Source organism: Chryseobacterium sp. MIQD13 (assembly GCF_050496705.1).
Classification (GTDB): domain Bacteria; phylum Bacteroidota; class Bacteroidia; order Flavobacteriales; family Weeksellaceae; genus Chryseobacterium.
On the sequence record NZ_JBNWAF010000003.1, the window covers coordinates 679,268 to 693,552 of the forward strand.

Below are 14,285 nucleotides of genomic sequence, written 5' to 3' on the forward strand. Positions count from 1 at the left end.
TTCATTTTACTGCAGGATTTTTGAAAAAATGAAGTAACTTTACATTCTCTTTTTAAAAAAGTTAGAAACTTATATGTATTTAATTTTTGACACAGAAACAACCGGATTACCTAAAAATTTCAATGCACCGCTTTCAGATTCAGACAACTGGCCAAGAATGGTTCAGATAGCATGGCAGGTACATGATGATGATGGTAATTTAATTGAAAATCAGGATTATATTATAAAGCCTGAAGGGTATGATATTCCCTTCAATGCTGCAAGAATTCACGGGATTACCACTAAAATTGCCAACGAAGAAGGACGGGACCTGCAGGAAATCCTTGAAGAATTTTCTAAAGTTCTTGACAGGGTAAGAGTAGTATCAGGACATAATGTAGAGTTTGATTACAATATTGTAGGAGCAGAATTCTACAGAAAAAATATAAAAGACAATCTTCAGGATAAGCCCAAAGCCGATACCATGATTTTGGGAACCGACTACTGTCAGCTTGGCGGTGGAAGGGGAGGAAGGTATAAATCTCCGAAACTCGAAGAGTTGTATGAAAAGCTTTACGGCCACAAATTTGACGAAGCCCATAATGCTGCTGCCGACGTAAATGCAACTGCGCGGGTATTCTTTGAAATGATGAGAATAGGCATCATTCCTGCCGAAATATTAAAGATTTCTGAAGATCAGCTGAGCTACTTTAAAACACTTTATCCTGATCCGATAAAGCCGTTTAATATTGTTATCAGAAGACAGGTTGCTGATTTTAATAATAAGAAAAAGCAGCAGGATTTTGGAAGTATTGATGAAATTGATATCGGTAAATATTTCAATTTTAACAATCACAGTGTGTTCTCTACACTGATGGCTACTTCCAGCATTAATGATCTGATTAAAAAAGCTTCTGATGATAACTTTCCTGCCGTAGGAATGGTCGATTTAGGTAATATGATGGGAGCTTTTAAATTTGTTTCCGCAGTAGAATCTGCCAATTCCGATCGCTCGAAAAAGCACAAAGAGTTTCTTGCAAAAAAACAGGAAGCTGAAGAAAACGGAACAGAATTTACAGAACAGGAACCTGTTTCGGAACCGCTTATTCCTATTGTAGGCTGTGAATTTTATATATCAGACCGCTATGAGCAGAAGCAGTTTACCAAAGATGATCCGGACAGAAGAACTCAGATGGTTCTTTTGGCAAAAGATTTTAACGGCTATAAAAACCTGGCTAAACTTTCCAGTATAGGATTTTTAAAAGGATTCTATTTTGGAGTACCAAGGATCAGCAGGGAACTTATTGCTGAATATAAAGAAGGTTTGATAGCTGTAACTTCAGGGATTTTAGGAGATATTCCTGATGCGATTCTTAATACCGGGGAACAGAAAGGGGAAGAGCTTTTTAAATGGTGGAAAGATACTTTCGGAGAAGATTTTTATGTGCAGCTCCAAAATCATAACTTACCTGAAGAAGAACACTTGAACGAAGTTTTACTCTATCTGGCAGATAAATATAATACTAAAATTCTGGCGCAGAATGAAACTTTTTATACCCAAAAAGATGATGCCAATATTCAGGATATTGTAAGCTGTATTAAGGATGGTGAAAAACTAACCACGCCCGTAGGAAAAGGCTTTGGAAAACGAAGAGGACTTACCACGGGAGAATATTATATTAAAAACAGTGAAGAGCTCAAAGAAGCATTTCTGGCTTATCCGGATGCTTTCGAAGCTTATGAAGAATTTCTTGCAAAATTCAGCCCTTATACGTTAAAAAGAGACGTTCTCCTTCCCAAGTTTGATATTCCGGAAGAATTCATTCATGCAGAAGACGAGGTAGACGGCGGAAAAAGAGGGGAGATGGCTTATCTTACCCATCTTACCTATGAAGGTGCCAGAAAGAGATATGTTGATACAGGAATTACAGATGAAATCAAAGAACGTTTAGATTTTGAACTGGAAGTTGTAGCCAATACAGGTTATCCCGGCTACTTTTTGATTGTACAGGATTTCTGTAACGAGGCAAGAAAAATGGGTGTTTGGGTTGGTCCGGGACGTGGTTCTGCAGCTGGTTCTGTAGTTGCTTATTGTACTGGAATTACCAATGTAGACCCTATTAAGTATGATCTGCTTTTTGAGAGATTTTTGAATCCGGAAAGGATTTCAATGCCCGATATTGATATTGACTTTGATGATGAAGGACGGGACAGGATCATTAAGTGGGTAATTGAAAAATACGGACAGAGCCAGGTCGCACAGATCATTACGTATTCGGTATTGGGTGGGAAATCTGCTATTAAAGATGCCGGAAGGGTATTGGATGTCCCTATTCCCGATACCAATAATATTGCAAAACTGATTCCACCCAGCCCGGGAATGAATATTGCCAAAGCTTTATCCAAATATGATAAACTGAAGCCGGAAGAGCAGATGCTGGTGGATGAAATGAGGATGGTGCTTGATAATCCCGAAGACCCTCGTTTTGATGTACTGGCTAGTGCCAAGAAAATGGAAGGCTGTATCAGGAATACAGGTATTCATGCCTGTGGGGTAATTATTACGCCTGAAGACGTAAGTAATCTTGTTCCGATAACCATTGCAGCGAAAGATGCTGATATTTTGGTTTCCCAGTTCGATAACTCGGTAGCGGAAAGTGCAGGGCTTCTGAAAATGGACTTCCTGGGACTTCGTACCCTGACGATCATTAAAGATGCAATGAAATTGGTTAAACAAAGGCATAATATTGATCTTGATCCGGATGAGATTCCCCTTGATGATGTAAAAACCTATCAGTTATTTAAAGAAGGAAGAACAGTCGGGATTTTCCAGTATGAAAGTCCGGGAATGCAGAAATACATGCGAGAGCTTAAGCCAACGGTTTTTGCCGATCTTATTGCCATGAATGCTCTTTATCGTCCAGGTCCGATCAAATATATCCCGAACTTTATCAACAGGAAGCACGGAATTGAAGAAATTGTTTACGATTTACCGGAAACCGAAGAATATTTAAAAGAGACCTACGGAATTACCGTTTATCAGGAGCAGGTAATGCTTTTATCCCAGAAACTGGCCAACTTTACCAAAGGTGAAGCCGATACGTTAAGGAAGGCAATGGGTAAAAAGCAGATTGATGTTCTTAATAAAATGTATCCGAAATTCATTGAAGGTGGTAAGAAAAACAACCTCGATGAAGACCGTTTAAATAAAATCTGGAATGACTGGAAAGCCTTCGCAGAATATGCCTTCAACAAATCCCATTCTACATGTTATGCCTTAATTGCTTATCATACCGCTTATCTGAAAGCCAATTATCCGGCTGAATATATGGCGAGTGTAATGAGTAACAACATCAACAATACGGATTCAATCACCCTGTTTATGGAGGACTGTAAGAGTATCGGAGTAGATGTTTTGGGACCTGATGTAAATGAATCCCAGTATAAATTCTCCGTAAACGAAAAAGGACAGATTCGTTTTGGTCTGGGGGCAATAAAAGGAATCGGAGAAGGGCCGAGTGAAGCGATTACAAAAGAAAGAGCCAACGGAAGGTTTAAAAATATTTATGATTTCTTTGAAAGAATCCTGCCTTCCCAGATGAATAAAAGAGTTGCGGAAAGTTTGGTGCTGGCCGGAGCCTTTGATGAATTAGGTTCTTACCACAGAGGACAGTATTTTGATATTGACATGTCCGGAAAAACGAATCTTGAAAGATTAATAAGATACGGTCAGAGCTTCCAGGAAAGTAAAAACGAAATGGAACATTCTCTTTTTGCTGATTTTGCCGATGAAGTTCAGATTGAACAGCCCAAACTGCTTCCTTGCCCTGAATGGCCAAACATGCATAAGCTTAATAAGGAAAAAGAAATCATTGGTTTCTATCTTTCGGCCCACCCGCTGGATGAATTCAAATACCAGTTCCAGTTTATGCAGGGCAGACTCTCTAAAAAAAGCGTCCTTGAAAAAGACGAAGAAAAAGCAGTTACAGATGAAGTTCCGATCTTAGAGAAAGATTCCCAGGATGAAGCCGTAGATCTTATAGAAATTGTTTCCGATGATATGTCTGTAGGAGATGGGGAAGAGGAGATTGTAGAAGAGGTAACAAAGAAGGCTGAGCCAAAAGGAAATTTTCTGTTCTTAAATCTGGATGAAGTGGATGCTTACAAAGAGCAGGCTTTTTCCAATAAACAGGAAGAACTTTTCGAGGAAAAAAAGAAAGACTGGAAAACAGTTCAGAAAGAAAGAGAAAACGGTGGCGGCGGAAAAGAATACACGGTAGCTGGGCTGATTACTGAATATAGAGTACAGGACGGCTTCAGAAGTGGTGAAAAAGTAGCTTTTGTTACTTTGGAAGACTATTCCGGGTCATATTCTTTCAGGCTGGGAGACAGGGATTATATGCGTTTGAAGGAGAAGCTTGAAGTTCAGAGATTTGTGATTTTCAAGATAAAATTTGCACAGGTAAAGGACGGAAGGGTTTTTGTGAATGTGAATGATGTTATCGAGCTTCAGGAAGCCTTTGAGAGATTTGCAAAAAGCATTTCACTGGTAATGGACGTAATGGACGTCCGCCCGGAAGATCTTGATTTTTTCAGGGCGGTTCTCGACCGAAACAAAGGAAACCAGAAATTAAAGTTTTTTATAAAAAATATTGAAGATGATTCACAAATCGAAGTTCAGTCCATGAAACATTCTGTAGATTTGAACGGAGATCTTATTAAGGAAATTCAGCTTCTTAATAAGTATGAGTTTTATTTGAATTAAGAAAAGTGAAATATTAATTATAAAAAAACGGCATTTTGCCGTTTTTTTTGTTGATTTTAATTCGTTATTGAGTGAAAAAATAAATATTTTTTTTATGTTAAATTGAAATTTATCCACTATTCGGGATTTTTATTTTGGATTTAAATCATTGTAAATCAATTGTTTATAATATATTCAATTATTGATGATTTAATACTAAAATTAAACATGTATTTGGTTTTATTTAATGAAATTAATAATTTATATGTTTTGGTTTAATGTTTTATGATAATTTTTGATTTTAAGTGTAATAATTGTTTATTTTTACCCTCTAATTTTATTTTTACTACGTATGAAAAAAACTTATCTTTGGCTCTTATTGGTCTGCAGTTTTGCAACAATGAAAGCACAAACAACGTATTATTCCAAAGCCTCGGCCACGGATTTTACAAATGTGGCTTCGTGGGGAACGAATGCTGATGGGACAGGAACATCGCCTGGTTCTATAAGTAATTCAGACAATTTTGTTATTCAAAATGCTTCGGCAATGACACTTCCCGGTAGTGCTTCAGTCAGACAGCTTACTATTAATTCTGGAAGTTTAACAGTTGCAGCAAACACCCTTACGGTAAGTAAAGCGGGAACATTTGACTCTACATTAAATGTAGCAGGAGGAACATTAACTGTTTCAGGAGGTAATTTGAATGTAAATGGAAATGTGATAATAGCATCAGCAGCTACTTTTAACCAGAGTGGTGGAACTATTATAGAAGATGGGAATAATGGAGGTTCAGCAACAGGAAGTGTGGCAAGTGGAACTTCATTGTTTGTAATATCTACTACTTCTCTTAATTTAACAGGAGGTACAATTATTATTGTAGATCCACATGTAGGAACTACGACTTCTAGTTATTCATTTAATTATTCCAATTCTACTGCAAATGTAAATGCTTCAACAGCTCATACGCTTCAACTTGGAGATGGGGTATCAACAGATGCTACAACAAATACAAGTGGTTTTATTTACGATTCATATACAGGTTCTAACAAATTAAATACTGGAACTATAGTATTTAATACAGGTACCACAACTGGAAACCGATTTGTTACTTCTCCTTTTAGTACAGGTAATTTTGGTAATATGACCATTAATGCAGGGAGTGAATACAGACCTTCAGGAACTAATGTAATTGGAGGTAATTTGATTAATAATGGAACATTAACTACCACTTCAACTCTTACTTTTGCACTGCCTTCAGGTACATCAAGTGTTGTAAATACTACTGCTCAGAACATTTCAGGAAGTGGTGTATTTAGAAATTCAGCTACAGCTTCAACGGCAAATTACACTTCTTTATTAATCAATAATTCAAGTGCAGGCGGTGTTACTTTTGCAGATGCCAATTCGTTACTAAGTGGCGCAAATACAGGTACTGTTTCGGGAACATTGACTTTTACCAATGGGGTTGTAAATATAGGTTCTAATACTTTTACACTGGGAGTTTCTGGCACAACTGTAGGAACTTTAAGTTATACAGCAGGTGGTTTTGCTTCTGGCTCTAATTTTAGTAGATGGTATGGAACAACAGGATCAGGAACGACAATAGCTGCATCAACTGTACCTTCAGCAGGTGCGGGTACATATCCTTTCGTAATGGGAAATCCTACAACTGGACTTTTGTCTAATCATTTTCACAGAGCTACTGCTGCATTAACTACAGCAGGTCAATTCGCTGTTAAATTTAATGGAGGAACGGGAACTTCTGCTATTACTCCGATAACAGAAAGTTCTTTAACTTATGACAGACAAACTAATGCCAATTGGGTTGTTACTACTTCGGCTGGTTACGCATCGTCTGCCAATCATAATTTTGCTATTCAAGGGCAGGGTACATATACAGCAACTTCTCCAAATGTTACAGTATTAAACAATGGAGCGTTGGTAGGGACTGCACAGGCAGGTACAAACCAACCTATGGGACAAAGAACTGCAGTACCTGCTGCAAATATAACAGCTACTTATACATTGGCTTCAATTGCATCAGAAGCTCCTATAGAATCGGCTCAATCCGGTCCTTGGGAAAGTACAAGTACATGGGTAGGTGGAGTAGTACCTTCTTGTGCGAATGGAGCTATTCTTTCTGGGCATACAGTTACTGTATCTTCTTCTACAACTGCAACCCCAAATAATGTTATCATCAATTCAGGAGGTACTTTATCTGTAACAGGAGGATCTATTACAGTGGGTTGCGTTAATAAAAATAATTATGTTAATAACAGCGGTACTTTATCAGTATCTGGAGGTAGCTTAGTAGTAAATGGTAACATTAATAATGTATCGGGTTCTACTTTTGCCCAAACGGGAGGTAATATAAATGTGGATGGAAACGATGCAGGGGCTACAGCAACAAGTGTAGCTTCGGGTACAAACATAGTGAATATAGCTACCGGAAATGTAACACTTACTGGTGGAACGATGACTGTGGTAGATCCTCATGCAGCTAATAGTACTGCTTCATACGCATTCTCCTATTCTGGTGGAACTGCTATTGATAATACAGTAGGCTGGACTTTAAAGTTTGGTGACGGATCTTCTACCGATGCAGGAGGAACTACTGCAACTGCTTCAGCTGCGGGAGGATTTATTTGGAACAATGCAGGAAGTAAAATATATTTTGATAATGTAATAATAGACGGAGCTTCAGGTACAAATAGATATGTATCAAATTCTTCCACAACAATTGGTATTAATACATTAACTATTAATGCAAATGGAGAATTTAGAATGCCAACATCTGGAATAAGTATTGCTGGTAACTTTACCAATAATGGTACATTTACACATACTGCTTCAACTTTGAGTTTCCAAAATTTCAAGAATTCAACTGCTGCAGCTTCTACTACACCTCAGGCTGTTTCAGGAACCGGTGTATTTAGAAATAATATTGTTACAGCAAGTTCTACTGCCAATTTTAATTCAGTAGTAATTAATAATAGTTCTTCAACAGGTGTTACTTTTGCCAATGCAAATTCATTATTGAGCGGGGCAAATACAGGAACTGTTTCTGGAACTTTAACCATGACAACAGGTTTTGTAAACACTGGTGCTAATACTTTTATTTTAGGAGTTTCAGCTACTTCTAACGGAACTTTATCTTATACTGCAGGTGGCTTTAGTACAGGTAGTACTTTTGCAAGATGGTGGCCAACCACCACGGCTACTGGCGCAACTATTACAGCAAGTACCACGCCTTCAGGAACATCAACAGGAGTTTATCCTTTTGCTATAGGAACAAGCACTGCATTTGTGGCCAGAAACATGTATTTATATCAAAGTGCTGCTGCTGCAACCGGTGGAAAAATTGCAGTACAATACAATGACGTTGCAGGAACAAATGCTGTAAGCATTGTAGACGGAGCTTATACTGTAGATACGCAAGCAAAATCTAATTGGGTTCTTTCTCAATCAGGTATTACAGGAACACCTACTTATAGTATGGCAATAAACGGACAAAATATTTATAGTGCTGCTAATGGAAATAGTAGAATTACATTAGCTTCAGCTCCTGCTTCAGGAACACACCAAACAGGAACAAGCTATGTAAATGCACAAAGAACAGTTGTACCATTGGCTAACCTGGCAGATACCTATTATTTAGGTGTTGCAGCTTCGGATATCCCTTTTATGTCTATAGCAAACGGCGATTGGAATGCTGCTTCTACATGGAACAAAGGAACAGTGCCTGCTTGTACAGATCTGGTACAAATTGGATCTGGTACCACAGTAACAGTAAACTCTGCAGGAAATGTGTCTAAAAATGTTACCATCAATGCTGGAGGAACATTGGTAAATGGTTCTGGAGATTTAACGGTAGGTTGTACATTAAACAATAATTTCCTTACCAACAACGGAACATTGACTGTTTCAGGAGGAACATTAAATATTAATGGAAATATAGCAATTAACTCGGGAGCTAAATTTAATCAATCAGGAGGACAAATAAATGTTGATGGAAACAACGCCGGTTCAGCTACAGGAAGTGTTGCTTCTGGAACATATGTTGTAAATTTCACTCCAAGTGCTAATACGGATATTAATCTTACGGGAGGGACTTTCACTATTGTAGATCCACATTATGCTACTACTGAAGTCTTTAGGGTGACAGCTCCTACAGCGGGTGCAATTTCAGCTACAGGAACACATACATTTAAATTTGGTGATGGAATCTCTACAGATAATGGAGGAGCTAATGGGTTTTATTTTTATAGTTGGGCTGGAACAGGAATTTTTAAATTTAAGAATGTTGTTTTAGAAACTGTTACTGGAGGGTCAAACAGATTCTTTTTAACCAATGGGACATACTATAATTTTGTCATGAATGGAGATTTAACCATTAACTCAGGCGCAGAATTTAGAAATTCAGGAACTAGTACAACTACTGGAGCAAGTTATTTTACGGGTAACATTATAAATAATGGAACCTTTACTACAGCAGGAGGGCTAAATTTTGCAGATGCAACATCAGCAACATCAACTACACTTACCGTTTCGGCATCGACTAATGCCCAAACTATATCAGGAAGTGGAGTGTTTAGAAACTTAGCAACTTCTCCTACAGCTAATTTAACTTCGTTAACTGTTAATAATTCAAACCCTGCAGGTGTTACTTTAAATGTTCCTTTATCAGTAAGTGGTACATTAACATTAACAGCAGGTTTAGTGAATACAACCAATGCTAGTTTATTAACATTAGGTACACCAACAGTAGCAGGTACATTATCAGGAGGTAGTGCAACAGCTTATATTAATGGGCCTTTTGCCAGAACTATTGCTAACTCCAATACGGCTTACATTCATTATCCGGTTGGAAAAACGGCTTATGCACCAGTTTGGTTGGCTCCGGCTACTACTGCAGTAACGATTATGCAGGCAGAAGCATTTGATACTAACTCAGGAACAGCATCTGCTGCAATCCAAAATTTAGCTACGAGAAGATGGGAAGCGCCTTTAGTATCTGGTACTTTCTCAACAATTAATGTAAGATTAGGAGATAATGCAATTACAAATGTTAATTTCCCGGTAATTGCACCAACTGCAAGTGGAGTATATGATAGTTTATTTGGTACTACAGGCACTTATGCTGCTGGTACGCCAAATACCACACAATCTACTACTGCATTGGCAGCTGCTAGTTATTCAGGTTTTCTATCTTATGCGAAAATAGCTTCTGGTCTTGGTACAAGTGAAGTTGGATCTAATGGAAAAGGACTAAAAGCATATCCAAATCCTTTTGCAGATGTATTGAATATTTCTGATATTTCTAATGTGAAATCTATTTCCATAATAGATCTTGCTGGAAGAGTGGTAAAAATAATAGATAATCCTTCTTCAGCTCTTCAGTTAGGGGATCTGAAACAAGGAATGTATCTTGTAACTCTTAACATGAAAGACGGATCGAAACAAACGATCAAAGCAATTAAGAAATAAATCTTTATTGACCATAATTTATAATAGCAGCCGGAAGGCTGCTATTTTTTTATAAATAAGCTGAATATTTTTTACTAGTGTAGCTCTGAACATACTTTAGATTAATCTAAACATGTCCTTTTAAGAAATTCCTGATACCCCAAAGAAAAAAATAATGATCCTTCTTTCTTTGAATAAAAAAAATATTATTGTGTTTTTTTTATTAAATTAGCTTATACTATAAATAAATATTATATGAAAAAGTTTTTACTTGTGAATTTGCTAACAATTAGCACGTGTGCAATTGCACAGACCTATTGTACACCTGCATTTTCAAGCGGATGCAATGGGGGAGATTTGATTGACAGTTTTACCATTCCCTCAGCTGGATTTAGCCATCTTGATACTGGATGCTCTCAAGCTGCATATGGAGATTATACTACCCAAACAATCAACCTGAATGCAGGGGTTAATTATCCATTCTCTGTTACTCATGATTATTCTACTCAGAATGTGCGTATCTGGATTGATTTTGATAATAACGGAACCTTTGATGATACAGCACCGGAACTTGTTGCTGAGGCTTCCAGCGGAGATGAATTGTTTACCAACGGAACAATAACAATTCCGTCAACAGCCACACCGGGAACTTATCGTATGAGAGTAGGAGATAGATATTCAAGCCAGCCGGTACCTTGTAATACAGCCGGTTATGGAGAGGCACACGATTATACGGTGACCATAGGGGCTGCTCCAAGCTGTCTGGCTCCAAATAATTTAACTTCAGGAACTGTTACATCGAATTCTGCTTCAATTTCCTGGACGGCTCCTACCAGTACAGTTGGAGTTGGATATGAATACTATACCTCTCAAACCAATACGGCACCTATAAGTACTACTGCAGCAACAGGAAGTGTAGTAGGTGGATCTACCTTATCAACCACCTTATCACCTTTAATTCCTGCAACTACTTATTATGTATGGGTAAGATCTGTATGCAGTGCTGCTGATAAGAGCGGATGGTCCGTAGGAACATCATTTACTACAGCTTGTGCCACTATAGTACCTACAACAGCTTATACCAATAATTTTTCCACATTCCCGGGAGCTTGCTGGGAGCAGGCTTCTGACGGAGATGCCACCACAGGGCCTACCGGTACAGATGAATTGTGGTATGACGGCGACTTCCTGAATGCAGGAGATGACAATAATTCAGCTAAAATAAATCTTTATTATAACGAAACTAAGGCATGGTTAAAGACTGTACCTTTCAATCTTTCAGCAGGAGGATACAGAGTGAAGTTTGATTATGGAGTTACGGAATATTTTGATACAACTCCTTCAGCGATGGGATCTGATGATGTAGTTCAGTTCCTGGTTTCAAGTGACGGAGGTAGTACATGGACTGTTCTGCAGACCTGGAATGCTGCTAATGCCCCTTCGAATACTTCTACTGCTTATTCTTATAATCTGACATCTTATACAGGAGCAAATACTGTATTTGCATTCTATGCTTCTGAAGGCTCTGTAAATGATTCTGAAGATTATGAGTTCTTTATTGATAACTTTAAAGTAGAAGCTGCTACACTGGCAACATCCGAAGTTTCTAAAGCAAAAGAAAATATTGAAGCCTATCCGAATCCTTTCACAGATGTACTGAATATCTCAAAAGCAGATCTTGTAAAATCGGTTTCTGTTTCCGATGTTTCCGGAAGATTGGTGAAAACCATTGAAAATCCGTCTTCTGCTCTTCATTTAGCAGATCTGAAACAAGGACTGTACTTTGTTACTTTAAATATGAAAGATGGATCCAAGCAGATGATTAAGGCTATCAAAAAATAACATAGAATATAACATTTAAATAAAAAGACGGCAATCAGCCGTCTTTTTTTATGTTAGAACTACTTATCTGGTACCGGCTGTATATCACCCGTGTTCATATGTTCAAAAACTGTTGGGAAAAACATAACGAGTATAAAATAAATAATGATCATTAATACAACTAAAGCGAAAAGGATAATGACCAGACTGTTGGGCTTATTTTTCTTTTGTGGTTCCATGACTTTTGTGGTATTTGGTTAATAGATTAATGTCAATACCAAATACTAAGCTAATTTCTTGCCACACTGTTTGCAGTATCTGGCATCATCATCTATATCCTCATTCCCGCATTGGTCACAGATCTTTTCCAGATTCTGTCTTTTATTCCGCATCTCTGCGGTTACGATCCCTGTGGGAACAGCAATAATAGAATAACCTGCAAGCATTAGAATAACTGCAAAAAATTTACCCATCGGAGTAATGGGAGAAACATCTCCATAGCCAACCGTAGTCACAGTAACCACTGCCCAGTAAATAGCCTGGGGGATTGTTTCAAAACCGGGTCTTCCGCCTTCTACCATAAACATTAACGAGCCTACGATCACCGAAAAAATAATCAGGAATAAAAGGAAAATATAGATTTTTCTGGAACTGTTTTTCAGGGCACGTACGATGAGGTAGCCGTCATTCATAAAATCCAGAAGATTGAAGATTCTGAAAATTCTCAGCATTCTGAGCATTCTGAATATTAGGAAATATTTAGTCACAGGAAAGAAAAAACTCAGATAGAAAGGAACAAGCGCCAGAAAATCAATGATGCCGAAGAAGCTGAAAATATAATGCTTTTTGTTCTTCACCACACTGATTCTCATCCAGTATTCAATTGTAAAGAAAATAGAAATGATCCATTCCAGGATCAGAAATGTATAATGGAATCTTTTGTCGAGCTGAGGTACACTTTCCATCATAATAATGGCAGTGCTTATAAGGATCAGAGATAATAATGTGATGTCGAATAACCTTCCCAGCTTAGTGTCTGCGCGGTAGATAATCCTGTAAAGAAATCTTTTCCAAAGCTTATCTTCAGGAACAAGATTATGTTCTCTCTCCATTTTTGAATGTTTTTTTAAATTAACAAATTATCGTTATTTTCGTAGCAAACATACAGAATAAAATGACAATAAGCGAAGTAATTTCAAAAATAGAAAACCGTATTCCCTTGCAGCAGGCAGAAGATTTTGACAATGTAGGACTGCTGTGCGGAGTTCCGGACCGGAATGTCAGCGGAATACTGGTATGTCATGATGCTTTGGAAAATGTTGTGGATGAGGCTATTCAAAAAAATTGTAATCTGATTGTATGTTTTCACCCTATTATTTTCTCGGGATTAAAATCTCTGACTGGAAAAAATTATGTGGAAAGAGCAGTATTAAAGGCCATTGAAAATAAAATTGCTATTTATGCCATACACACCGCATTTGATAACGATTTTTTTGGTGTCAACCATGAAATTTGCAGTCAATTAGGGTTAAAAAACCTGAAAATACTTCAGCCTAAAAAAAACAGTTTAAAACAGTTGAGCGTCTTTGTACCAAAAGATCATACCGGAAAAGTAAAGGAAGCACTCTTTGCTGCAGGAGCAGGAAATATAGGTTTTTATGATGAATGCAGTTTTACTTTGAACGGAAACGGAACGTTCAGGCCGACCGAAGGTTCAAATCCTTTTTCCGGACAGCAGAATATCCGTGAAAATGCTGATGAAGATATGATTTCTGTTATTTTTGAAGATTACAAAAAAGGAAGAATCATTTCTGCAATGAAGGCTGCACACCCGTATGAAGAAGTAGCCTATCAGATTTACCAGCTGGAAAATGAAAATCAGCATTCAGGGCTGGGAATGTTTGGCGAGCTTGACGAAGAAATGGATGAGCAGGATTTCCTGGGAATGGTGAAAGAAAAATTTGCTTTGGAAATTATCAGGCATTCTGATTTTACCCATAAAAAAATCAAAAGGGTAGGAGTGCTTGGAGGATCCGGAGCCAGCGGAATAAAAGCAGCTTTATCCCAAAAATGTGATGCATACCTGACAGGAGATATCAAATACCATGATTATTTTCAGGCAGAATCCAAAATGTTGATCTGTGACATAGGCCATTATGAATCAGAACAATTTGTAACTCAACAATTATTTGAAATTTTGTCACAAAAATTTAGTACATTTGCAATTTCAAAATCTATTGAGAAAACAAACCCAGTAAATTATTTCATTTAAAT

At 37.6% G+C, this 14,285-nt stretch carries 5 protein-coding genes; 4 read left to right on the plus strand and 1 reads right to left on the minus strand.

All coding sequences use genetic code 11. The annotated features are described in order from the left end of the window. Nucleotides 1–73 precede the first annotated feature (73 nt). The 3 genes from dnaE to ACQWU4_RS15490 all read left to right on the plus strand — a co-directional run bounded on the left by dnaE (nucleotide 74) and on the right by ACQWU4_RS15490 (nucleotide 12,032). Nucleotides 74–4,744, plus strand: a complete 4,671-nt coding sequence (gene dnaE, locus ACQWU4_RS15480; protein WP_429936645.1) for a DNA polymerase III subunit alpha — start codon at nucleotides 74–76, stop codon at nucleotides 4,742–4,744. Between the two features lie 331 nt (nucleotides 4,745–5,075). Further along, entirely contained in the window at nucleotides 5,076–10,211 is a 5,136-nt protein-coding gene (locus ACQWU4_RS15485; RefSeq protein ID WP_429936646.1) for a T9SS type A sorting domain-containing protein, read from the plus strand. A gap of 234 nt (nucleotides 10,212–10,445) precedes the next feature. Next, nucleotides 10,446–12,032, plus strand: a complete 1,587-nt coding sequence (locus ACQWU4_RS15490; RefSeq protein ID WP_429936648.1) for a GEVED domain-containing protein — start codon at nucleotides 10,446–10,448, stop codon at nucleotides 12,030–12,032. A gap of 263 nt (nucleotides 12,033–12,295) precedes the next feature. On the opposite strand, the gene ACQWU4_RS15495 is transcribed toward ACQWU4_RS15490, so the two are convergent. After that, the gene (locus ACQWU4_RS15495; RefSeq protein WP_429936649.1) at nucleotides 12,296–13,123 is read right to left on the minus strand and encodes an ion transporter; all 828 of its coding nucleotides are present in this window, start codon (nucleotides 13,121–13,123) and stop codon (nucleotides 12,296–12,298) included. Nucleotides 13,124–13,185: 62 nt separating this feature from the next. Here ACQWU4_RS15495 and ACQWU4_RS15500 point away from each other — a divergent pair, with 62 nt between their 5' ends. Next, on the plus strand, nucleotides 13,186–14,283 hold the full coding sequence (locus tag ACQWU4_RS15500) for a Nif3-like dinuclear metal center hexameric protein (protein ID WP_429936651.1): 1,098 nt from the start codon (nucleotides 13,186–13,188) through the stop codon (nucleotides 14,281–14,283). Nucleotides 14,284–14,285: the final 2 nt, after the last annotated feature.